The 21,708-nt window shown below is 65.6% G+C and carries 16 protein-coding genes; 3 read left to right on the top strand and 13 right to left on the bottom strand.

Annotated elements, in window-relative coordinates; genetic code table 11:
• Positions 1 to 47: 47 nt before the first annotated feature.
• The 7 genes from ATF69_RS15770 to nirB all read right to left on the bottom strand — a co-directional run bounded on the left by ATF69_RS15770 (position 48) and on the right by nirB (position 9,639).
• Positions 48 to 752 (bottom strand): methyl-accepting chemotaxis domain-containing protein, encoded by a 705-nt coding sequence (locus ATF69_RS15770; RefSeq protein WP_146871542.1) that lies wholly within the window; start codon positions 750 to 752, stop codon positions 48 to 50.
• Between the two features lie 241 nt (positions 753 to 993).
• Positions 994 to 1,827: a uroporphyrinogen-III C-methyltransferase gene (gene cobA, locus ATF69_RS15765; RefSeq protein WP_146871541.1), complete on the bottom strand. Its 834-nt coding sequence runs from the start codon at positions 1,825 to 1,827 to the stop codon at positions 994 to 996.
• Positions 1,824 to 2,747, bottom strand: coding sequence for a DNA-binding protein YbiB (gene ybiB / locus ATF69_RS15760; protein WP_121942341.1), 924 nt, complete (start codon positions 2,745 to 2,747; stop codon positions 1,824 to 1,826). The genes cobA and ybiB overlap by 4 nt, the downstream gene beginning before the upstream one ends.
• Before the next feature lie 168 nt (positions 2,748 to 2,915).
• Complete coding sequence (locus ATF69_RS15755) at positions 2,916 to 5,762, bottom strand: nitrate reductase (RefSeq protein ID WP_146871540.1); 2,847 nt, start codon at positions 5,760 to 5,762, stop codon at positions 2,916 to 2,918.
• A gap of 127 nt (positions 5,763 to 5,889) precedes the next feature.
• Positions 5,890 to 6,291 carry a nitrite reductase small subunit NirD gene (gene nirD / locus ATF69_RS15750; protein ID WP_146871539.1) on the bottom strand — a complete coding sequence of 134 codons (402 nt, stop codon included), beginning with the start codon at positions 6,289 to 6,291 and terminating at the stop codon, positions 5,890 to 5,892.
• A gap of 67 nt (positions 6,292 to 6,358) precedes the next feature.
• Entirely contained in the window at positions 6,359 to 7,171 is an 813-nt protein-coding gene (locus ATF69_RS15745; protein WP_056743962.1) for a type IV pili methyl-accepting chemotaxis transducer N-terminal domain-containing protein, read from the bottom strand.
• 20 nt (positions 7,172 to 7,191) lie between these two features.
• Complete coding sequence (nirB, locus tag ATF69_RS15740) at positions 7,192 to 9,639, bottom strand: nitrite reductase large subunit NirB (RefSeq protein ID WP_099730836.1); 2,448 nt, start codon at positions 9,637 to 9,639, stop codon at positions 7,192 to 7,194.
• Positions 9,640 to 9,971: 332 nt separating this feature from the next.
• Here nirB and ATF69_RS15735 point away from each other — a divergent pair, with 332 nt between their 5' ends.
• Positions 9,972 to 11,753: a bifunctional protein-serine/threonine kinase/phosphatase gene (locus ATF69_RS15735; protein WP_146871538.1), complete on the top strand. Its 1,782-nt coding sequence runs from the start codon at positions 9,972 to 9,974 to the stop codon at positions 11,751 to 11,753.
• Positions 11,754 to 11,938: 185 nt separating this feature from the next.
• On the opposite strand, the gene ATF69_RS15730 is transcribed toward ATF69_RS15735, so the two are convergent.
• A complete protein-coding gene (locus ATF69_RS15730; RefSeq protein WP_056058267.1) occupies positions 11,939 to 13,153 on the bottom strand; it encodes an MFS transporter in 1,215 nt (404 codons plus the stop codon).
• Positions 13,154 to 13,641: 488 nt separating this feature from the next.
• Between ATF69_RS15730 and ATF69_RS15725 the strand changes: the two genes are divergently transcribed.
• Both ATF69_RS15725 and ATF69_RS15720 read left to right on the top strand, forming a co-directional pair.
• The gene (locus tag ATF69_RS15725; RefSeq protein WP_146871537.1) at positions 13,642 to 15,291 is read left to right on the top strand and encodes a methyl-accepting chemotaxis protein; all 1,650 of its coding nucleotides are present in this window, start codon (positions 13,642 to 13,644) and stop codon (positions 15,289 to 15,291) included.
• A 316-nt stretch (positions 15,292 to 15,607) separates the two neighbouring features.
• Entirely contained in the window at positions 15,608 to 16,105 is a 498-nt protein-coding gene (locus ATF69_RS15720) for a MarR family winged helix-turn-helix transcriptional regulator (RefSeq protein WP_056743974.1), read from the top strand.
• A gap of 50 nt (positions 16,106 to 16,155) precedes the next feature.
• Here ATF69_RS15720 and ATF69_RS15715 read toward each other — a convergent pair whose 3' ends face one another.
• The 5 genes from ATF69_RS15715 to badI form a co-directional block, all read right to left on the bottom strand.
• Positions 16,156 to 16,932 carry an enoyl-CoA hydratase-related protein gene (locus ATF69_RS15715; protein ID WP_146871536.1) on the bottom strand — a complete coding sequence of 259 codons (777 nt, stop codon included), beginning with the start codon at positions 16,930 to 16,932 and terminating at the stop codon, positions 16,156 to 16,158.
• Between the two features lie 23 nt (positions 16,933 to 16,955).
• Positions 16,956 to 17,948 (bottom strand): Bug family tripartite tricarboxylate transporter substrate binding protein, encoded by a 993-nt coding sequence (locus ATF69_RS15710; protein WP_146871535.1) that lies wholly within the window; start codon positions 17,946 to 17,948, stop codon positions 16,956 to 16,958.
• 60 nt (positions 17,949 to 18,008) lie between these two features.
• Entirely contained in the window at positions 18,009 to 19,652 is a 1,644-nt protein-coding gene (gene aliA, locus ATF69_RS15705; protein ID WP_146871534.1) for a cyclohexanecarboxylate-CoA ligase, read from the bottom strand.
• Between the two features lie 70 nt (positions 19,653 to 19,722).
• Positions 19,723 to 20,880: a cyclohexanecarboxyl-CoA dehydrogenase gene (aliB, locus tag ATF69_RS15700; protein ID WP_056058286.1), complete on the bottom strand. Its 1,158-nt coding sequence runs from the start codon at positions 20,878 to 20,880 to the stop codon at positions 19,723 to 19,725.
• Between the two features lie 20 nt (positions 20,881 to 20,900).
• A complete protein-coding gene (badI, locus tag ATF69_RS15695) occupies positions 20,901 to 21,683 on the bottom strand; it encodes a 2-ketocyclohexanecarboxyl-CoA hydrolase (RefSeq protein WP_056058289.1) in 783 nt (260 codons plus the stop codon).
• Between the last annotated feature and the right edge of the window lie 25 nt (positions 21,684 to 21,708).

Here is a 21,708-nt window from a genome sequence, read left to right as displayed (position 1 = left end):
TGGGCGCATCGCCCCGGGCCTTTTCTCTGTCCCTCACGCTGTGCTGCTCAGGCCGCGTTGCGGCTGCGTCCGGCCAATGACACCGCCTGCAGGGACAGGCCGTCAATTTCGTTGGTGATGCCTGACAGCACATTGGCCACCACCGCAAACTCGCGCCCGTGCTGCCCGGCACGCGCTGCCATCACCTGGGCGTTGAAGCTGACCACCTTGGCCTCGCGTGCCACGGTCTGGATCGAGGCCACGATGCCGGCCAGCTCTTTCATCAGGGTTTCGGACTGCGCCTTGCTCACCTGGTCGAACGCGGTGGTGGCCGTGTTGAGGGCGTCGAGCACACCGTCGGTGGTTTCGACCAGCCTAGCCAGGGCGTCTTCCACGCGCGGGCTCTGGCGCTCGGCCAGGTCCAGCGCCGTGCCCACCTGCTGGGCAAACGCTTCGATGGTAGCGCCCACGCCCTGGGGGCCGTGGTAGGCCTTGCGGATGATTTCGCCGCTGGCGGTATCGAGGTGGCGGGGCGTGTCCACCAGCCGGGCCTGGCTGTCGGTGAACAGCGTGAGCGAGCTGCGCGCGGCCTTCAGGTGCAGGTCGCTGCCGCGGGCGGCCAGCACGGTTTGCAGCACCATGCGCTGCGACAGCATGCGCTGGCGCGCTGCAAGATTGACGAGCGACATGCCCCCATCGCGCGATGGAGCCTGTGCAGGGGACGACAGCGTGGGCATGCTGGAAGTGCGTGCGGGGAGGGGGAAGGCTGCCATGGTGTTCCTTGTGCGTGTTGCATTCAGATGCATGTCTTCAAGCAATACCCGGGCCAATGTGTGTACAGCTGCATGACCCAATGCGGTGCTGTGGAGCGGGAGGCCAGGCTTGATGAAACACGCGGCTGCGCAGCGCGTGGGCGTGCCCTGAAGCACATTGGTTTGCGCTCGCGCACGGTGCATCCCCGACCTGCGCAGCGCGCACTCGGGCCTGTGGAATTGTGGGGGTCGTTGTGTGTGCTCAGCCCGCGCGCCGGGCCTGCAACGGCACTGCGCCAGCGTCCTGCACGGCCAGTGCGACACCACGCACCACATCGCCCACCACAATCACCGAGGGGCTGGCCAGCCCTTCGCGGGTGATGGTGGCGTGCAGCGCACCCAGGGTGGTGATGGCATGCCGCTGGCGGGGCAGGCTGGCGTGCTGGATGACGGCGACCGGTGTGTCTGCGGGCAGGCCGGTGAGCAGTTCTTGCTCGATGGTGGCGGCGCCGCTTACGCCCATGTAGATGACCAGCGTGAGCTTGGCGTCGCGCGCCGTGGCGGCCAGTTGGCGCCAGTCGGTGCCCGCGTCACCGGGCTTGGCGTGGCCGGTGACAAACACCACGCCGTGGGCATGCTCACGGTGCGTGAGCGGTGCGCCCAGCGAGGTCAGGCCCGCCAGGCCTGCGGTGATGCCGTTGATGACGGTGACCTGCACGCCGGCGGCACGCAGGTGCTCCACCTCTTCGCCACCCCGGCCGAAGATGAAGGGGTCGCCGCCCTTGAGGCGCACCACGTTCTCGCCTTCGTACACGGCCATCAGCATCAGCTTTTCGATGAAGGCCTGTGGCGTGCTTTTGCAGCCGCCGCGCTTGCCCACGTAGACGATGCGCGCCGTGGGCGATGCGTGCTCCACGATGGCATCGCTCACCAGGTCATCCACCAGCAGCACGGTGGCCGCCTGGATGGCCTTGAGCGCCTTGAGGGTGAGCAACTCCGGGTCGCCCGGGCCTGCGCCCACCAACGTGCAGCTGCCGCCGGTGCCCAGGTGGGGTGGGGCTGTGGGCGATGTGGTGGAAGGCGTGGGGCGGCTCATGGGGATGTCTCCGAAACGGTTTGATCGACCAGTCGCAAGATATGTTCCACCTGCCGTTCAATGGCGTGTGGAATGGGCAAATCGCCCGCCAGCACCTGGCGTGTGTAGGCGGCTGTGGTGGCCACATCGATCTCGGCGGGCAGACCGGGCACCTCGCTGGCCGTGCCCGGTTGTTGTGCCTCCAGCACCGTATGCACGCCGTGCACAAAGCCGTCGTAGCGGGGGGTGCGGCGTGGGTCGGTGGCGACCTCGCCCTCCAGCCCGCGCGAGAGCAAGGCGTTCATCCCCAGGGTGCGGAAGGTGCTCTGCAGCATCTCGAAATATTCGGGGTGTGTGTACGCCGTGACCACCACCGACGGCCCCGCGCACGGGCTCATCAGCTTGACCACACTGTGCCCTGGGTTGCGCAGGCCCACCACCTCGCGCACGGCCAGCAGGCGTGCCAGCCCTGCGTGCAGGTGCTGGGTGTGGATATGGCGGACTGTGCCATTTGCTATCTTTTCAGGAGCTATCAGGGCAGGTACTTCTAGCGCATTGAGCACATCCGATGCCAAAACGCGCCGCGCCTCGGTGCGCATGCCGTGCAGCAGTACGGGCAACCCTTCACGGGCCAGCAGCAGCGCCAGCAGCGGCGTCAGCACCGGCAGCTTGCGTGCGCCGTTGTAGCTGGGCAGCACGATTAGCGGGCGGTCGGTGGCGGGCAGCAACGCCAGGCGCTGGTGGGTGGCGTCCAGAAAGCCGCACATCTCTTCGGACGTCTCGCCCTTGATGCGCATGGCCAGGCAGAAGGCGCCAATCTCCAGATCGGTCACGGCACCGTCCAGCACCTGGCCGAACAGGTCCGTGGCCTGCTCGCGCGTCAGCGGCTTGGCGCCGCGCGCGCCGCGGCCGATTTCCTTGATGTACTGGCTAATGCCCATGGCTTTTGTTGGCGGGACTTGTGAAACAGGGCGCCAGCGTCGTTGTTTCGGCTTGCCGTACAGGCGTACTGTCTGCGCCGAAAGCGCCTAGCTGGAGCCCTGTTGCACAAGTCCTGGTGGGGTTTGTTGGTTCGAGGGCTATTTTCCTGCAAGCAAGAGAACTTTTGGTTATATGACGGCCTGCGCGAGCGGTTTGGACGCCAGTGGCCCCGTGCTGCGCACCATGCGCTTGAGTTCGGGCACGCACGAGCCGCAGTTGGTGCCGCAGCGCAGTTGGCCTTGCAGTTGCGCCAGGCGGTCGTCGTCGGTGCCATGGCAGTGCGCCAGTTGGGCGGTGATGGCGGCGTCTGTCACGTTGAAGCAGGTGCACACCGGTTTGCCGCGCGACTGCACGGCCACGGGGGCCTTGGCGCCGGGCACCAGCAGCAGGCGGCCGTAGGTCTGTGCAGGAAGCTCTTCCTGCAGCAGGGTCTTGAGCCAGCCTTCGGCGCTGGTGTCGCCAGCGAGCACGATGCCTTCGAGCGTGGTGTTGTCGCCCTGGCGCGCCAGCCGTGCGGCGCGGCGCTGGCCGCGTTTTTTGTCGGCATAACGCAGCGTGTCGGCGCCTGCCATGCCCAGCAGGGCCTCGATCTGTGCGATCAACGCATCGGGCGGTGCCTCGTGGGCGGCGGCGCGCAGCAGCACGCCAGTGCGCTCGCGGCCGGGCTCATCCAGCGGGGTGTTGTTGCTGAAGGGGACGCAACTCGTGTACTGAAAATAGGGAAACTGCGCCATCAGCGCAGACAAGGCTTCGCGCGCTGCCAGTGCGCCTTCGGCAGGCAGCCAGGCCATGGCCAGCAGCGTCCACGGCAGTTCGGCCTTGAGCACCTTGACGGCCGCGTGTTTCAGCTCAGGCTGTTTGGAGGTGGGGCAGAACGCCGAGGTGGTGAGCGCATTCACGCCCGCCAGCCGTTCGCCGGTGGAGGACACGCCGCTCAAAAATTCGCTGCCCCAGTGCATCGCCATGAACACCTGCGACAGGCCCAGCGTGATGTCGGCCTGCACGGGCACCACGATGGAGCCGCGCTTGCTGGTCACATGCACCAGGTCGCCGCTGGCCAGCTTGCGCCGCTCCATGTCCTGTGAGTGCATCTGCAGGCTGGGTTCGGCCACATGGCCAAACAGGCGGCCCAGCGTGCCGGTGCGGGTCATGCCGTGCCACTGGTCGCGCAGGCGGCCCGTGGTCAGGCTGAAGGGGTAGCGCGATTCGCGGGGCTCGGCGGTGGGTTGCCATGCATGCGCAGCAAAACGCGCACGGCCGTCGGCGGTGGGGAAGACGCCATCTTCGTACAGGCGGGCCTTGCCGGCGGTGGTGCCATCTTCCAGCGGCCACTGCTGCGGGCCTTGGGCTTCGAGCATCTCCCAGGACAGCCCCGTGATGTCCAGGTCACGCCCGCGTGTGCTCTCGCGGTGCTCCTTCCACACGGCTTCTGCGCCCATATCGGCAGCGTCTGTGGCGTAGGGGAACAGCGTGGGTGCACCAGGCCGCAGGCGTGCCTCCAGCTGGTGCGCAAACTGCACCGCAATGGCCCAGTCGTGGCGCGCCAGGCCGGGTGCGGGCACGGCAGTGCGCACGCGCGAGATGCGGCGCTCGCTGTTGGTCACCGTGCCGGTCTTTTCACCCCAGGTGGTAGCGGGCAGAAGCAGGTCGGCGTAGTTGCAGGTGGCGGCTGTGGCAAAGGCTTCTTGCACCACCACAAACTCGGCGCGCTGCAGGGCGCGGCGCACGGTGGCCTGGTCGGGCATGCTTTGCGCGGGGTTGGTGCAGGCAATCCACAGGGCCTTGATCTCGCCGTCGGCAGCGGCCTGGAACATCTCCACCGCCGTCTTGCCGGGCTTGGATGGCACATCGGCCACGCCCCACAGCGCGGCGACTTCGGCGCGGTGCTGCGGGTTGGCCAGGTCGCGGTGGGCGCTGAGCAAGTTGGCAAGGCCGCCCACTTCGCGCCCGCCCATGGCGTTGGGCTGGCCCGTCAGGCTGAAGGGGCCCGCGCCGGGTTTGCCGATCTGCGCGGTGGCCAGGTGCAGGTTGATGAGTGTGGCGTTCTTGGCGGTGCCGCTGCTGCTCTGGTTCAGGCCCTGGCAGTAGAGGCTCAGGGTCGCTCTGGAGGTGGCGAACCATTTGGCGGCGGTGGTCAGGTCGGCCACGCTGATGCCGCAGGTCTGCGCCACGCGCTCGGGCGTGGCGTCGCGCACCAGGGCCTTGAGTTCGTCAAAGCCCGTTGTGTGGGCGGCGATGTAGGCGGTGTCGACCCAGCCCTCCCACAGCATGATGTGCAGCATGCCGTTGAACAGCATCACGTCGCTGCCGGGTTGGATGGGCAGGAACAGATCGGCCATGCCCGCCGTGTCGGTGCGGCGGGGGTCGGCCACGATGACCTTCATGCCCGGGTTGGCGGCGCGTGCGTCTTCGATGCGGCGGAACAAGATGGGGTGGGCCCAGGCCGCATTGCTGCCCACGATGAACAGGCACTGCGCGTGATTCACGTCGTCGTAGCAGGCGGGCGGCGCGTCGGCGCCCAGCGTTTGCTTGTAGCCGGCCACAGCGCTGCTCATGCACAGGCGCGAGTTGGTGTCGATGTTGTTGGTGCCGATCAGGCCCTTGGCGAGCTTGTTGAAGACGTAGTAGTCCTCGGTGAGCAACTGGCCGCTGACGTAGAAGCCCACGGCGTCAGGGCCGTGCTGGGCGATGATGTGGGCGAACCGGCCGGCCGCCAGCGTCAGTGCGGCATCCCAGGTCACGGGCAGGGCGGCTTCGCTGCGCTGTGCGCGTTGCAGGGGGTGCAGCAGGCGGGTTTGCAGGGTGACCGGGCTGGTGGCTGTGAGGTGCAGGGTCGAGCCCTTGGTGCACAGGCGGCCAAAGTTGGCGGGGTGTGTGGGGTCGCCGCGCACACCGGTGATCTGGGTGCCCGTGCTTTCGATGATCACGCCGCAGCCTACGCCGCAGTAGGGGCAGGTGGATTTGGTTTCTTGCATGGCGTGGTTGGGGTTGTTTTGGCCTCAGGCGCTAGTGCATGTTGCGCTGTCAGCTATTGTTTTGATAGTGTTGTCGTGTCCTCGCCGGGTACGCATGCGGCGCCTGGGGCGCAACACTCTCCGCCGCTCACACGCCCACCGTCCTGCGCGCAGGCCCTGCGATGGGGCGCGTCAAATCCGTGGCCACCGTCGCCATCTCGCTCGCGTCCAGGTACACCGCGCCGTCTTCCACCTTCACGGCAAACTTCGGCGTGCAGCCCTCATCGGGCGCCGAGGCCTGGCCGTCGCACAGGCCGATCGTCCAGTTGTGCAGGGGGCACGCCACATGGGTGCCAAACACAATGCCCTGGCTCAGCGGACCGCCCTTGTGGGGGCAGCGGTCCAGCAGCGCAAACACACCACCGGCATCGTTGCGGAAGACGGCCACGTCCAGGCCCTGGGGGCGCGCCACGCGGCGCGAGCCCAGCACGGGGATGTCGTCCACCTGGCAGATCAGCTTCCATTCAGGGGTTGGGTTGTTGGTGGTCATGAGAATGGTCCTTGGTGTTGTTCGGTTGGGTGTCGGGGCGTGCGCGGGGCCGTTGCAGGGCGGGCCTTCAGCTGCTGCCCAGTGCGGCATACAGGCCGGTCACACGGTCCATGCTGGCCAGCAGGTTCTCGCTGCTCACAAACACTTCCGACACCTGGCGGAAGGTGTTGTTGCTGGTTCCCAGGCGCTGCAACGCAGCGTCAAAAAACACCCACTGGCCATCGGCCAGCAGCAGCTCTTGCCGGATGCGATCGGTGGCCTGTGGGGCATTGCGCAGCAGCTCGGTGGCGCTGATGAACTCGTCACGCGCCTTGGCGATCTCGGTGGTGGCGGTGGAGGTGTCCACCCCCAGCATGGCCGACAGGCAGAACTTGGCCATGCGCTGGCTCAGCATGCGCTGGCGGCCTGCCACGTTGACCAGCTTGCCCACGGGCTTGCCCGAGGCGGCTTCGTACTGCACGGTGCCCTGGTGGGCCAGGGCCAGCACCTTGGCGTCGGCCTGCAGCAAGGCGGCAGCGCCGTCGCGCGACGGGCTGGTGCCCAGCAGCGTGGCCTTGTGGTCGGTCCAGGCCGATTCCAGCTTGGTGTAGGTGTCGCGGATGGTGGGCGAGGGCGCGTAGGCCTTGAGTTCGCCCAGCTGGCGCTCGAACAGCGCCAGCGACTGGTCCAGCACGGCGCGTGCAGCAGGCGTGTCGGATTTGTGCGCCAACGCCAGCCAGGCCTTGCCCATGCGCTGGCTCAGCATGCGCTGGCGACCTGCCTTGTTGATGGCGTCGTTCAGGTCGGTGACCTGGGCCTGGGCGGTGCCCAGCGACATGATGCCCAGGGTGCTCCAGGCCGTGGTGTAGCCGGCGGCGGTCAGCAAGGTGCGGCGTTGCATGGTGTGGGGCTCCGGGCGCTTCAGGCAGCGGTCAGCGGGGCAAACTGGCGCGTGTCCACGGCTGCCTTGTCAAACTCGAACCAGGGGTCGGGCTCGCCGTCCAGCGCGAACTGCAGCTGCTCCCACAGCGCCTTGCGGCCTTCGTGGTCTTCCAGAATGCGCTTTTTCACATAGTCCAGGCCCACGCGGCTCACGTAGTGCACGGTGCGCTCCAGGTACCAGCCTTCCTGGCGGTACAGCTCGCAGAACGCGCCGGTGTACTCCAGCACTTCCTCGGCGGTTTTCAGCTTGGTGAAGAAGTGCGCCACCTCGGTCTTGATGCCGCCGTTGCCGGCCACGTACATCTCCCAGCCGCTGTCCACGCCGATGATGCCCACGTCCTTGATGCCGGCTTCTGCGCAGTTGCGCGGGCAGCCACTCACCGCAAACTTGACCTTGTGCGGTGCGTACATGCGCCACATGGCGCGCTCCAGGTCCTTGCCCATCTGGGTGCTGTCCTGGGTGCCCATGCGGCACCACTCGCTGCCCACGCAGGTCTTCACGGTGCGCAGTGCCTTGGCATAGGCATGGCCGCTGGGCATGCCGATGTCCTTCCACACGTTGACCAGGTCTTCCTTCTTCACGCCCAGCAAATCGATGCGCTGGCCCCCCGTGACCTTGATGGTGGGGATGTTGTACTTGTCGGCCGCGTCGGCAATGCGGCGCAGCTCGTCGGCCGTGGTCTCTCCCCCCCACATGCGGGGGATGACGCTGTAGGTGCCGTCTTTCTGGATGTTGGCGTGGCTGCGCTCGTTGATGGCGCGGCTTTGCGGGTCGTCCTTCGCGTCCTTGGGCCAGGTGCTGATGAGGTAGTAGTTGACGGCGGGGCGGCAGGATGCGCAGCCGTTGGGCGTCTTCCACTCCATGAACTTGAACACATCGCCAATGCTCAGCAGCTTGTTGGCGCGGATCGCGTCGCGCACCGCCTGGTGGCCGTGGTCGGTGCAGCCGCACATGGCCTTGGTCTTGGGCGTGGCGCTGTAGTCGCCACCGGCAGTGAACATGATGATCTGCTCGACCAGGCCCGTGCACGATCCGCACGATGCGCTGGCCTTGGTGTGCTTGCGCACTTCATCCAGCGTGAACAGGCCCTTGTCCTTGATGGCCTTGCAGATGGCGCCCTTGGTCACGCCGTTGCAGCCGCAGACCTCGTCACTGTCCTGCATGGCGGCGGCCTTGCTCTGGCCCTGGTGGCCGGTGTCGCCCAGGTGCGATTCGCCAAACATCAGCTTGTCGCGAATATCGGTCACGCTGCGGCCATCACGCAGCAGCTTGAAGTACCAGCTGCCGTCCACCGTATCGCCATAGAGGCAGGCGCCCACCAGCTTGTCGTCCTTGATGACCAGCTTCTTGTACACGCCGCCAAAGGGGTCGCTCATCACGATCTCTTCGGTGTTGTCGCCACCCTGGAAGTCGCCCGCGCTGAACAGGTCGATGCCCGTGACCTTGAGCTTGGTGGAGGTGAGCGAGCCCTGGTAGCGGCCGATGCCGAACTCTGCCAGGTGGTTGGCCAGCACTTTGCCCTGCTCGAACAGTGGGGCCACCAGGCCATAGGCAATGCCCCGGTGTGCCGCGCATTCGCCCACGGCATAGATACGGGCGTCGGTGGTGGTCTGCAGCGTGTCGCTCACGACAATGCCGCGGTTCACGTGCAGGCGCATCTTTTCGGCGAGCTGCGTGTTGGGGCGGATGCCCACGGCCATCACCACCAGGTCGGCTGGCACCTCGGTGCCGTCCTTGAACTTGACGCTGGCCACCCGGCCTTCGGCATTGCCCACCAGCTCCTGGGTCTGCGCACCCATCAAAAAGCGCATGCCACGGTCTTCCAGTGACTTCTGCAGCATCTTGCCCGCCACGTCATCGAGCTGGCGCTCCATCAGCGAGGGCATCACGTGCACCACGCTCACGGTCATGCCGCGCTTCATGAGGCCATTGGCGGCTTCCAGGCCCAGCAGGCCGCCGCCGATGACCACCGCGTGCTTGTACGTGGCGGCTGCGTCGATCATGGCCTGTGTGTCGGCGATGTCGCGGTAGGCCAGCACGCCTTTCAGGTCCTTGCCGGGCACGGGCAGGATGAAGGGGTTGGAGCCCGTGGCCATGATGAGGCGGTCGTACTCGGCGGTGATCACATCGCCGTCCTTGCTGCTTGCGCTCACCACGCGGCGCACGCGGTCCACATCGGTCACGGTGAAACCGGTGTGCAGCGTGATGTGGTTGTCGGCGTACCACTGCCAGTCGTTGAGGATGATCTCGTCGATGGTCTGCTCGCCAGCCAGCACCGGCGACAGCAGAATGCGGTTGTAGTTGGGGTGCGGCTCGGCCCCGAAGACCGTGATGTCATACAGATCGGGGGCAATCTTGAGCAGCTCTTCCAGCGTGCGCACACCGGCCATGCCGTTCCCCACCATCACCAGTTTGAGCTTTTTCATCGTGACTCCGTCGGTTCCATCGCCTGGGCGATGCAAAAAACAAAAAAGGCGTCCACACGATGCAGCTCCGACATTCCATCGAAACCGCATGTGGGGACGCCTTCGTCCATACAACCCCTTGGTGCGCCGTTGCACCGCTGAATTGCGTGGCCCAGCTGGGCCGTTGCTTCGGGTAAGCAATGCCCGTGCCAGAGTTTGTGCACTGATGTGGGGTGATCCGGTGTTGTCCGCCCTGCAGAGGGCGGAGTTTTGGGTGTTGACGGGTGGCTCGGCTGCGCGGCGCGGTGCGTGCATGCACCACCTTGGGCATGGAACCTGCATGGAGGTGGTGCATGAGTTTTGAACTGGACATCGGCCATACCTCGCAGGCCGGGCGCAACGAAGTCAATGAAGACTTTGCCGCCCTGGTGCAGGGGCAGGGGCGCGACCGCGAACGCGGCGCCATCGCTGCCATTGCCGATGGTGTAAGCACCGGAGGCAAGGGCCGAGAAGCCGCACAGACCACGGTGAACACCCTGGTGAACGACTACTTCGCCACGCCCGACACCTGGGACACCACCGTGGCGCTGGACCGCATCCTGAGCGCGCACAACGGCTGGCTGGCGTCGATGAACCGGCGCCGCCAGCCCGCCGTGGGCCTGACCACGCTCACCGCCGTGGTGCTGCGCGGCCAGTCGTACACGCTGGCCCATGTGGGCGATACGCGCGCCTATCTGCTGCGGGGCGGCCGGCTGCAACTGCTGACGACCGACCATGTGATGGCGCCGCGTGACCTGGCGCACCAGCTCACCCGCGCCATGGGCCTGGACGACCATGTGGTGGTGGATTACAGCCAGGGCGAACTGCACAGCGGCGACCTGCTGGTGCTGCTGTCCGATGGCGTGCACGGCAGCTTGCCCGAGCGTGAACTGCGCCAGTTGCTGCTGCAGCCGCAGGATGCCAACACCGCCAGTGCCGCCAGCGCCCAGGCGCTGAGCGAGGAGATCACGCGCGCAGCCCTGCGCCGGGGCAGCACCGACAACGTGACCGCGCTGGTGGTGCGGGTGCAGGGGGCGCTGGAAGCCACCTTGCAGGATGAGTCCCGCCGGGCGCAGCACTTGCCAGTGTTGCCGCTGCTCAAGGTGGGCGAGCCGGTGGATGGCCTGGTGGTGACCGCGCTGGTGGCCGACAGCGGCGTGCACCGCATCTACCAGATGCGCGACCCGGCCACACAGCGGCTGTACGCGCTCAAGACGCTGGTGCCCGCCCGCGCGCACGATGCGCAGGAGCGCGCCACTTTGGCGCATGAGGCCTGGGTGGCCCGGCGCATGCAGTCCGGCCATGCGGCGGTGCACCTTGCGCGCCTGAACACCTGGCCGCCAGAGCAGGGCGGTGCAAGCCCTGGCGCCAGTGCGTTTTATCTGCTCTATGACTGGCATGCGGGCCAGACCCTGGGCCAGCGCCTGCGCGGCCGCCAGCACCTGGGCGTGCCGCAGGCCGTGTCGGTGGTGATGCAGGCGGCGCAGGTGCTGGGCTGGCTGCATCGGCAAGGGGTGGTGCACCGCGACATCAAGCCCGACAACCTGCACCTGGGCGACGACGGTGTGCTGCGGGTGCTGGACCTGGGCGTGGCCCTGTCGGGCCGCGAGCCCGAGGCCACGCGCCGCCTGCACGCAGGCACCCCCAGCTACATGAACCCCGAGCAGTGGCCGGGCTATGAAAAGAACGGGGACCCCGCCGGCCAGTTGCCCGATGCGGGCAGCGACTTGTTCGCCCTGGGCGTCACGCTGTACCAGCTGCTGAGCCATGGGCGCCTGCCCTATGGCGAGGTGGTGCAGTACCAGCTGGGCCGCTACCACCGCGACCCGCTGGCCCCCAGCCGCCACAACCCCAGCGTGCCCATCTGGCTCGACCAGATCGCGTTGAAGGCTGTGGCCCGCCAGCGCACACAACGCTTTGAAACCGCTGAGGAACTGCTGCTGGCCCTGGAGCGGGGTGCTTCGCGCCCCTTGTCCGCCCCTGGCCCGCAGCCGCTGATGCAGCGCGATGCCACGGCACTGTGGAAGATCGCGCTGGCGGTGAGTGTGCTGGTGAACCTGTTGCTGGTGTATTGGCTGCTGTTTTTGCCGCGATGAGAGCGATTGATTTGCTATTGAAAATATAGCTATCGATGCATATGAGAAATGCGCTTGGAGGGGATTGGGCTTGAAATGTGGGGTGGTCGGCGCGTTGACTGACTACGGACGTTCACGCGCCCCGGGCGCGGCCACCCTTCTGGCGAAAGGGCGGGCAATGCTACGCCTTGGCTGGCTACGCCAGCTCAGGCACTGCGTGCCCGACCGCCCTTTTCTGCCCACGTACGGGTCCAGCGGATCTGCATGACCCGCAACAGCACCAGCATGGCAGCGGCGCATACCGCAATGCCCACAAAGCCCCACAGGTAGGTGCCGGTGTACTGGCGCGAAAAGCCCATGCCGTTGGGGATGAGGCCGCCACCCAGCGCGCCGATCTCGCCAATCATCGAGCCGGCGACGGCCGTGGACAGCGGCCAGCGCAGCGGCACCAGCTGGAACAGCGCGCCGTTGCCCGCGCCCAGTGCCGCAAAACACACCAGGAACAGCAGCATCGTCACCGGCAGCGAGTTCTCGGCCAGGCCGCACAGCACCATGCTCACGGCGGTGATGGCCAGCACACCCGTGAGCGTGTTGACGCCGCCCCAATGGTCGGACAGCCAGCCGCCCATCACCCGCAGTGCCGCACCCAGAAAGGCGGCCAGCATGGTCAGTTGCCCTGCCTGCACCTTGCTCACGCCAAACTGGTCGTAGAAGTAGCTGGGCAGGAAGGCCGTCAGACCGATGAAGCCGCCAAAGGTCACGGCGTAGATCAGGCTGAACGCCCAGCCATCTTTTTCAAAGAGACAGGCAATGTGTTCGCGAAACGTGGCGTGGGGCGCGAGGTCTGGCGGTTCCTTCGCATACACCGCCATCACCACGGCGGGCACGGCCACGCTCACGGCGGCAAAGCCATACACCGCCTGCCAGCCAAACTTCTGCGCCAGGGCAGGCGCCAGCAGCGCTGCCACGGCAGTGCCCACATTGCCTGCGCCCACGATGCCCATGGCCAGGCCCTTGTAGCGCGGTGGAAACGAGCCCGAGCCCAGCGACAGCGCCACGCCAAAGCTCGCCCCCGCCACGCCCAGCAGGATGCCGAGCGCCAGCAGGTCGTTGAAGGTGTGCACGAACAAGTAGCCATAGCCCATGGCCAAAAAGATGCCGGCCATCTCGACCAGCGTGGCGCGCTTGCGGCCGATGTACTGCGCCAGGATGCCCAGCGGAAACCGCATCAGCGCTCCCGCAAAAATGGGGATGGACAGCATCATGCCCATCTGGGTGGGTGAGAGCTGGAAGCTCTCGCGGATGAACGGCGCCATCGCACCGTTGATGACCCACACCGCGCAGGAAAAGCCGAAGTACAGAAACGACGCCCACAGCGTGGGCGCGTGGCCGGATTTGAGGAACTCTCTGAAGTAATGCATGGGTGTGAGTGCAAAGGGCTGAGGGGGTGACCCCTTCGCCCGGCCAGAAAACAAAAAGGCGTCCACACGGACCGCGCGGGCTGACCAGCCCCAACGCACTCCATGAAGACGCCAACGTCCTGTTCGCCCAATCCGCCATTGCACCGGGCTGACACGCGGCCAGCGTTGGCCGCGCCTTATGGCAAGCAATGGCTATGCCAGTGCCGATATGGGAGAGGGATTGTGAGGAAATTGCCAGAAAGCGCTTGTGAGTTAAGCACTGCCAGCTATCAAAAATGAAGTGTATTTTCTGCCGGATGCTCACTTTGGTGCATTGCAGCGGAGTGCGACGCACAGTGTTGGTGTTGCGCACTGAGTTGGTGAGTTCGCGATGGAGATGCCATTTTTCTGTTTCAAATCCATGGCCTTCGTCATAGGATGTATTCGGCTTTTCCACTGCCGTGTTGCCCGGTCAGGGAGCGACAAGGCGTCTACGAAATGGGGTTCCCATGCGCGTCAATCTGCCGGTCAGCCAGCACGAATATGCGTTTCCCAAGGGCCAGACTCTGGTGTCCACCACGGACCTCAAGGGCCGCATCCTGTACTGCAACCCGATGTTCATCGAGGTCAGCGGCTACGAAAAGGAAGAGTTGCTGGGCCAGCCCCACAACATCGTGCGACACCCCGACATGCCCGAGGAGGCCTACCGCGACATGTGGGAGACCATCGCCAAAGGCATCCCCTGGTCGGCCCCGGTCAAGAACCGGCGCAAGGACGGTACGTTTTACTGGGTGATGGCCAACGTCACCCCGCTCATGCAGGGCGACCAGCCCACGGGTTACATGTCGGTGCGCACCGAAGCCACGCGCGAACAGATCCAGGCGGCCGAGTCGCTGTACAAGCAGATGCAGGCCGAAAAGCAGGCGGGCACGCTGGTGCACCGGCTGTCGGCCGGGCAACTGGTCAAAGACACCCTGTGGGGCCGTGTAGCCCGGGCTTTGGCGCTGGGGCCCATGGGCAAGATGATGGTGTGTACCTTGCTGCTGGTGGTGGCCTCGTGGTGCGCTGCCTTGCTGGGCGGGCACACGCTGTCGCTGGCGTCAGGGGCCGCGTGGCTGGGAGTGGTGGTGCTGGCGCTGGGCATGGCGGTCTACCTGCACCAGGTCACGGTGGCGCCGTTGTCGCAGATGCTGCTGTGGGCCAACCGCATGGCCGCGGGCGACCTTACCCAGAAGATATCGGCGTCGCGCAGCGACACGGTGGGCCAGCTGCAAAAGGCGCTGGCGCAGCTCAACGTGAACCTGCTGTCCATCGTGCGCGACGCGCGGCAGGAGAGCGAGCACATGCAGGTCTCCACCCGCGAGATTGCCCAGGGCAACCAGGACCTGTCGTCGCGCACCGAGGCGCAGGCCAGCAACCTGCAGCAGACAGCAGCGTCGATGGAGGAAATCACCGGCACCGTCAAGCAAACCGCCGAATCCGCGCGCCAGGCCACGGTGCTGGCGACCCAGGCCACCCAGGTCACCGAGCGCAGCAGTGCCGCTGTGGACGGTGTGGCCAGCACCATGAAGCAGATCCAGGCCGCGTCCGGCCGCATCAGCGAGATCACGCAGCTGATCGACTCCATTGCCTTCCAGACCAACATCCTTGCCCTCAACGCCGCAGTGGAGGCTGCGCGCGCCGGGGACCAGGGGCGGGGCTTTGCGGTGGTGGCCTCCGAGGTGCGCAGCCTGTCGCACCGCACGCTCTCGGCCGCCAAGGAGATCCGGCAGCTCATCGACGACTCGGCCACCAAGGTGACCGAGGGCCATGAAAAAACCGACGCTGCGCAGAAAACCATGACCGAGTCGCTGGAGCTGGTGCGCCGGGTCAACACACTGATTGGCGAGATCCACAGCGCCTCCAACGAGCAGCTCAGCGGCATCTCGCAGGTCAACTCGGCCGTGGCGCAGCTCGATACCATCACGCAGCAGAACGCCGCGCTGGTGGAAGAGAACGCCGCCTCGGCCATGCAGCTCAATGGCCAGGCGCAGACCATGACCGAGACGGTGCAGGTGTTCCGCATCGACGCGTCGGCACCCACCCAGTCGCGCGATGCTGTGGCGCTGCGCAAGGAGATGAAGGCCTCATCCAGCAGCAGGGCCCTGGCGGCGGCCTGAGGGCCCAATCAACCACACGCGCTACAGCGCGCGATGACGGTGTTGTCTCCCCTATGGTCCGCCCGCTCCCAGTGCCGAGGGCGTTGGCCCGTTGCGCGACCGCTTTCGGTGGGTTGTGGATTTCGATCAGCGGCAGATCGCCAATGACTGTGTTGCGCACCGCGTGCATGGACTCATTCAGTTCAAAGGGCAAGAGACAAAACCGGTGGTTGGGTTGATCGTGATGGAGTGGTGCGGGGTGGATGTTGAAGTGAGACAATATGTTGACTTGATTGCCGCGCGGTTGCAGTCTGCATAACCCACTAAAAACTCACGCATGCACCACCCTGATTCCAAAGCACAGATCGCCCGCATGGAGCTGGCTAACCGGTTGTTTTTTCGGCTGTATCAATGTGCGAACTTGTTGCATAAAACCGGTTCGCGAGCGGTGGAGAGCGAGGGGCTGACCACGCAGCAATGGGCGGTGCTGGGTGCCCTTTCGCGCGAAGAAGCGCAGCAGGGTATGGGGGTGAACGAGCTGGCGCGTTACCTGTTGGTCAGCCGCCAGAACCTCGCGGGGGTGATTGGACGCCTGGAGCGCGATGGCCACATCTGTATGGAGACCGATGAGAAGGACCGCCGCTCCCGCCTGATCAAGATGACCGAGTCCGGACGCATGACGTGGCTGGTCAAGGCCCGGCCCAAGATCGATGCCTATTACGAGCAGGCGCTGGACGAATTCTCGGTGGGAGACATCACCCACACGCTGCACTACCTGCTCAAGCTGCTGGACAACATGCAGCGCCTGGATACTGGCGCTGAGTCCGAGGGCTGAGCCTGCCAAGGACTTCCCGCTGCCGGTTGGGGGCAACCGGGGCCTTCAGCTCAGCGATGTTCGAATGCGGGGGCGCGTTTGTCGAGGAACGCGTGCATGCCTTCGTGGGCGTCGGCACTGGCAAAGCGCTCGTACAGCGCATGGCGCTCAAACAGAATGCCTTCGGTCAGCGGGCTTTCCCAGGCGCGGTTGATCGATGCCTTGATGGCCATGAGTGCGGGCAGCGAGAAGCCGGCAATCTGCGCCGCGAGGGTGAGCGTGCGGTCCAGTAACTCGGCGTCGGGTACGACGCGCGAGACCAGACCATAGCGGTCGGCCTCTTGCGCATCGAGCATGCGGCCCGACAGACACATGTCCATCGCTTTGGCCTTGCCGATGGCGCGCGGCAGGCGCTGCGTGCCCCCCGCGCCCGGCAGCATGGCGAGCTTGATTTCAGGCAGCGCGAACCGGGCTGATTCAGCGGCAACGATGATGTCGCAGGCCAGGGCCAGCTCACAGCCGCCGCCCATGGCAAAGCCTGCCACGGCCGCCAGCACCGGTTTGCGTACTTGGCGAATGGTCTCCCAGTTGCGGGTGATGAAGGCGCCCCGGTACACATCCATGAACGACCAGTCGGCCATGGCTGCAATGTCGGCACCGGCCGCAAATGCCTTGGTGCTGCCGGTGAGGACGATGGCGCCGACATCGTCTTCCGCATCGAAGGCCAGCAGGGCGGCGCCCAGCTGGTCCATCAGGGTGTCGTTGAGTGCGTTGAGCTGCTGGGGCCTGTGGAGCGTGATCACGCCCACCCGGCCCCGGGTTTCCGTCAGTACCAAAGCATCATTCATGGTGGGTGTGGCGGGTGGCCGGGTCAGTCGATGTTGATCTTGGCTTCCTGGATCAGGCCAGACAGCAGCTTGGTCTCTTCGGTCAGAAGGGTGCGGAACTCGGCGTTGTCCAGGCCCACGGGCTCGGCGCCCAGCGATTCATAGCGGTTCTTGGTGCTGGGCAGGGCCAGCACCTTGGCGATCTCCCGGGCCATGCGGGCCGTGACGTCTGCAGGCGTGCCATTGGGGGCCCACATGCCAAACCAGATGTCCAGCTCCGCACCCTTGAAGCCGAGCTCTGCCAGCGTGGGTACATCCGGGAAGAACGACGACCGCTTGGCCCCCGCCACTGCCAGCATGCGTACCTTGCCTGCGCGCACGTGCGGGAACGCAATGCCTGGGTCAAAGACATAGTCCGCCTGGTTGGCCATCACATCCTGCAATGCAGGCGCTGCGCCCCGGTAAGGGATGTGCGTTGCAAACACGCCGGTGACCTTCTTGAACAACTCGCCCGCCAGGTGCGGTGGCGTGCCGGGGCCTGCGGAGGAGTACGACAGTTTGCCCGGGTTGGCGCGGGCATAGGCCACAAACTCCCTGGCGTCCTTGAAGGTGGACTGGGGCTTGACCACCAAGTACATCTGGCTGCGGCCCACGCCCGCGATGGGCGTGAGGTCCTTGGCCGGGGCAATGCTCTGCTTGAAGAGGAAAGGGTTGGCCGTTTCGAACGAAGTAGGCGCAATCAGGAAGGTGTGGCCGTCTGCAGGTGCGCGAATCACTTCGGCCGCTGCCACGTTGCCGCTGGCGCCAGGTTTGTTGTCCACCACAACGGGCTGGCCCAGTGCTTCGGTGAGCGACTGGGCCATGACGCGTGCCATCACATCGGTGGTGCCGCCTGGGGCAAAGCCGACCACGATCTTGACTGGCTTGGTGGGCCAGGCCTGCGCATGCGCCGTGCCGATGGCGCCCAGGACACAGAGTGCCAGGGCGGCAGACTGGATGAGGCGTCTGCGGATGGGGGAAGGTTGGCGTGTAAGCATGTCGTTGTCTCCTGCTGGTTTGTTGTGTAATAGTGATTGACGGGAAAACGGTGGCAACCTTCAGGCAACCTGTTCGCGCAGCATTTCGCGCAGCTTGAACTTCTGGATCTTTCCGGACGGTGTGGCTGGCATCACGTCTCGCACGATCAGGCGCTCGGGGATGTACTGCACGGCAATCTTCTGGTCCTTGAGGAACTGCACCAGGCTTGGCAGGTCGATGGTCTGCCCGGGCTTGGGCACCACCACGGCGCAGGCCCGCTCGCCCAGGCGCTCGTCGGGGTAGGCCACGATGGCCGCCATGGCGATGGCGGGGTGGCGGTAGAGCAGCGACTCGACTTCAACCACTGGAATGTTCTCGCCGCCGCGGATGATCACGTCCTTGCTGCGGCCCGTGATGCGCAGGTAGCCGCGCTCGTCGATGCGGGCTAGGTCGCCGGTGTCGAACCAGTCGTCGGCGTCGGTGGCGTTCAGATGCGCGCGGTGCAGGTAGCCGCCAAAGTTGGAGCATGAGCGCAGCAGCAGCTTGCCGGGCTCGCCCGGCGGCAGGGCGTTGCCGTCCACATCCACCACCTTGATCTCCACGCCAGGCAGTGGGCAGCCATCGGTGTTGAAAGAGCGTTCATCGTCGTCCTCCAGACGGGTGAGCGTGACAGCGCCGTTCTCGGTCATGCCCCAAGCCGAGACGATCTTGGCGCCCAGCGCCTTGCGCGCCTGTTCCACCAGCGGACCAGGGATGGGCGCGCCAGCGCACAAAAAGGTGCGCAGGCTGGGTACGGCTACGCCGCTGTCGGCCACCGTACGCGCCAGATCGGTGAGGAACGGCGTGGAGGCCATGGTGAAGCTGGCCTTCTCTGCATTGATCAGTGCAATGGCCTTGGTGGGCTCCCACACGTCCTGTAGCACTGCACTGGCCTGTAGGAGGATGGGCATGATCAGGCCGTACATGAAGCCCGTCTGGTGTGCCATGGGCGAGGCCATCAACACCACGTCGTCGGCACCCAGGTGCAAGCGCTCGGCGTACGGGATGATGTTGGCCATCACGGTGTTGGCCGAGTGCATAACGCCCTTGGGCTCGCCCGTGGTGCCCGACGTGTAGATGAGCTGGGTGACTTCGTCGGGGCCGGGGCGGTGGGCGGTCAGGATGGCTTGCGCATCGGGCTGCTGTTCCCATTCGGGAGCGCTGAGCAGGGCGTCAAAGCTGTTGGCACCACTGCCACCGACCACCACCACATGCTTGAGGTGCGGCATGGCGGGCTGAAGGGCGGTGATCATTTGCTCAAAATCAAAGCCCCGAAAGGTTTGGGGCGCAATCACCACCTTGGCCTCGCCATGTTGCAGCATGAACGAGAGTTCGCGCTCGCGAAAGATGTGCATCAGCGGGTTCATTACGGCACCGATGCGCGAGCAGGCCAGGTAGGTCAGCGTGAACTGCCACCAATTGGGCAACTGGCACGCCACGACGTCGCCCCGGCCCACGCCCAGGCGCGATAGGCCCACGGCAATGCGATCAGCCATGCGTGCCAACTCGCGGTAGGTAAAGCGGGTGGTGGCTCCCGTTTCCACTTGCAGCGCGGTCAGCGCCAGCTTGTCGGGGCAGGTGGCCACGCAGGCGTCCAGCGCATCGTTGATGGTGCGGTCACGCCAGTGGCCTTCGGCCACCCGCTGCGTGCGGCGCGGGGGGAGCAGTACAGCGTCAAATTCCATGGTCTTGTCTCCTGGTGTTGTTGTGGGTGATCCGTGGCCTGCGGTGAGCTGTGGTGACTTGGGGGGGCGCTCAGGCAGGCACAAACTTGCGGCCGGCTCGGGCGCGGGCGATGATGGTTTTCATGATCTGCGCCGTGCCGTCTCCGATCTGGAAGCCCAGCACGTCGCGCAGGCGCTGCTCCATCAGTCCGCGGTCGTAGCCGCCGTGGCCAAAGCACAGCAGGCATTGGTGGATCACGTCGTAGGCCAGCTTGGGGCCCCACCACTTGGCCATGCCGGCTTCTGCGGTGTGCGGCAGGCCCTTGTCCTTGAGCCACAGGCCCTGCAGGCACAGCAGGCGAGCGCCTTCGACCTCGGTGTCGTACTGCGCCAGAGGATGCGTCACGCCCTGGAACGCCGACAGCGGCTGGCCGAAGGCCTGGCGCTGGGTGATGTATTCCCAGGTTTCCTCCAGTGCCACGCGCGCCACGGCCAGGCATTGCAGACCGATGAGCGAGCGCGAGAAGTCAAAGCCGTGCATTACCTGCACGAAGCCCTTGTTCTCGTCGCCCAGGCGGTGGCTGATGGGCACGCGCACGTTCTCGAAAAAGATCGAGCCGCGGCCAATGGCGCGTTGGCCATGGCAGTCAAAGCGGTTGGTGGTGATGCCAGGTGTATCCATGGGCACCAGCACGGCGGTCACCCCATGCGCGGCCTGCTCGGGTGTGCCGGTGCGACCAAACACCACGGTGATGTCAGCCTGGTCGGCGGCGGAGATGGAGGTCTTTTCACCGTTGATGACGTAATGGTCGCCATCGCGGTCGATCTTCAGGCGCAGGTTGGCGGCGTCGGAGCCGCCACGCGGCTCGGTCAGGGCGATGGCGCAGATCGCTTCGCCTTGAATAAGTTTCTGCAGCCAGGGGCCGACCACGTCAGGGTTGCCATACTTGGACAGGATCTGCGCGTTGAGCGATGCCAGCAGATTCAGGTACGAGAAGCTCAGGTCGGCGCGGGCAATCTCTTCGTGGATCACGCCCGCAGCCAGACACCCCATGCCCAGTCCGCCGAACTGCTCGGGCAACTCCGGCACGATGAACCCGAGCGAGCCCATTTCACGCAGCAGGGCGCGGTCCAGCACCCGGGTCTTGTCGCGCTCCAAAAAGCCAGGTGCGACCTTCTCCTGCGCAAAGCGGCGCACCGTTTCAGCCAGGGCCTGCAGGTCTTCGTTGATGTACGGGTTCGGGTTCATCGTTCTTCTCCGGCGGTTGCTTACTTCACGTACTTGCGGAATTCGGGCTTGCGCTTCTCTTTCAAAGCGTTCACGCCTTCTCGCGACTCTTCGGTGTCGTAGTACAGCTTGAGCGCATACATGCCCAGGCCCGCAATGCCGGCCTGGTGGGCGGTGTCTGCGTTGAAGCTGCGCTTTGCAATGGCCAGCGCGGTGGGGCTGCGCTCGCACAGCTCTTCACCAATTTTTTGCACTTCTGCATCCAGCTCTTCGTGCGGGAAGCAGAAGTTGGCAAGGCCCATGGCCACGGCCTCGGCGCCGCTGTAGCGGCGGTTGAGGTACCAGATCTCGCGCGCTTTCTTTTCTCCGACGACCCGGGCCAGGAAAGCCGTGCCGTAGCCGGGGTCCACTGAGCCCATCTTGGGACCGACTTGACCGAACTGCGCCTTGTCGGAGCAGATGGTCAGGTCACAGATGGTGGCCAGCACGTTGCCGCCGCCGATCGCAAAACCTTGCACGCGGGCGATCACGGGCTTGGGCACGTCGCGGATGGCGGTGTGCAGCTCTTCCATAGGCAGCCCAATGGTGCCGCGGCCGTCGTAGTTGCCGCTGTGGGCCGATTGGTCGCCGCCAGTGCAGAAGGCGCGATCGCCAGCGCCGGCCAGCACGATGGCACCCACATCACGGTCATAGCCGGCCTTGTTCAGCGCCTTGATGATTTCGTCGCAGGTCTGACCGCGAAAGGCGTTCATCTTGTCGGGCCGGTTGATGGTGATCCAGGCCACGCCGTTGCGCACTTCGTACAGGATGTCTTCGAAATTCATGGTGTTCTCTCGGTAAAGGTAAGGA

It is taken from the genome of Acidovorax delafieldii (assembly GCF_007993815.1).
GTDB lineage: Bacteria > Pseudomonadota > Gammaproteobacteria > Burkholderiales > Burkholderiaceae_C > Acidovorax > Acidovorax delafieldii.
Note: the sequence above shows the minus strand (reverse complement) of the source record. Positions and strands in the feature narration are given on the sequence as shown.

Coding starts and splice junctions, on each gene's coding strand:
- cobA (WP_146871541.1), bottom strand. CDS start 1,827: ATGAGCCGCCCCACGCCTTCCACCACATCGCCCACAGCCCCACCCCAC.
- ATF69_RS15745 (WP_056743962.1), bottom strand. CDS start 7,171: ATGCAACGCCGCACCTTGCTGACCGCCGCCGGCTACACCACGGCCTGG.
- ATF69_RS15735 (WP_146871538.1), top strand. CDS start 9,972: ATGAGTTTTGAACTGGACATCGGCCATACCTCGCAGGCCGGGCGCAAC.
- ATF69_RS15715 (WP_146871536.1), bottom strand. CDS start 16,932: ATGAATGATGCTTTGGTACTGACGGAAACCCGGGGCCGGGTGGGCGTG.
- badI (WP_056058289.1), bottom strand. CDS start 21,683: ATGAATTTCGAAGACATCCTGTACGAAGTGCGCAACGGCGTGGCCTGG.
- nirB (WP_099730836.1), bottom strand. CDS start 9,639: ATGAAAAAGCTCAAACTGGTGATGGTGGGGAACGGCATGGCCGGTGTG.
- ATF69_RS15720 (WP_056743974.1), top strand. CDS start 15,608: ATGCACCACCCTGATTCCAAAGCACAGATCGCCCGCATGGAGCTGGCT.
- ATF69_RS15730 (WP_056058267.1), bottom strand. CDS start 13,153: ATGCATTACTTCAGAGAGTTCCTCAAATCCGGCCACGCGCCCACGCTG.
- ATF69_RS15755 (WP_146871540.1), bottom strand. CDS start 5,762: ATGCAAGAAACCAAATCCACCTGCCCCTACTGCGGCGTAGGCTGCGGC.
- ybiB (WP_121942341.1), bottom strand. CDS start 2,747: ATGGGCATTAGCCAGTACATCAAGGAAATCGGCCGCGGCGCGCGCGGC.
- aliA (WP_146871534.1), bottom strand. CDS start 19,652: ATGGAATTTGACGCTGTACTGCTCCCCCCGCGCCGCACGCAGCGGGTG.
- ATF69_RS15770 (WP_146871542.1), bottom strand. CDS start 752: ATGGCAGCCTTCCCCCTCCCCGCACGCACTTCCAGCATGCCCACGCTG.
- nirD (WP_146871539.1), bottom strand. CDS start 6,291: ATGACCACCAACAACCCAACCCCTGAATGGAAGCTGATCTGCCAGGTG.
- aliB (WP_056058286.1), bottom strand. CDS start 20,880: ATGAACCCGAACCCGTACATCAACGAAGACCTGCAGGCCCTGGCTGAA.
- ATF69_RS15725 (WP_146871537.1), top strand. CDS start 13,642: ATGCGCGTCAATCTGCCGGTCAGCCAGCACGAATATGCGTTTCCCAAG.
- ATF69_RS15710 (WP_146871535.1), bottom strand. CDS start 17,948: ATGCTTACACGCCAACCTTCCCCCATCCGCAGACGCCTCATCCAGTCT.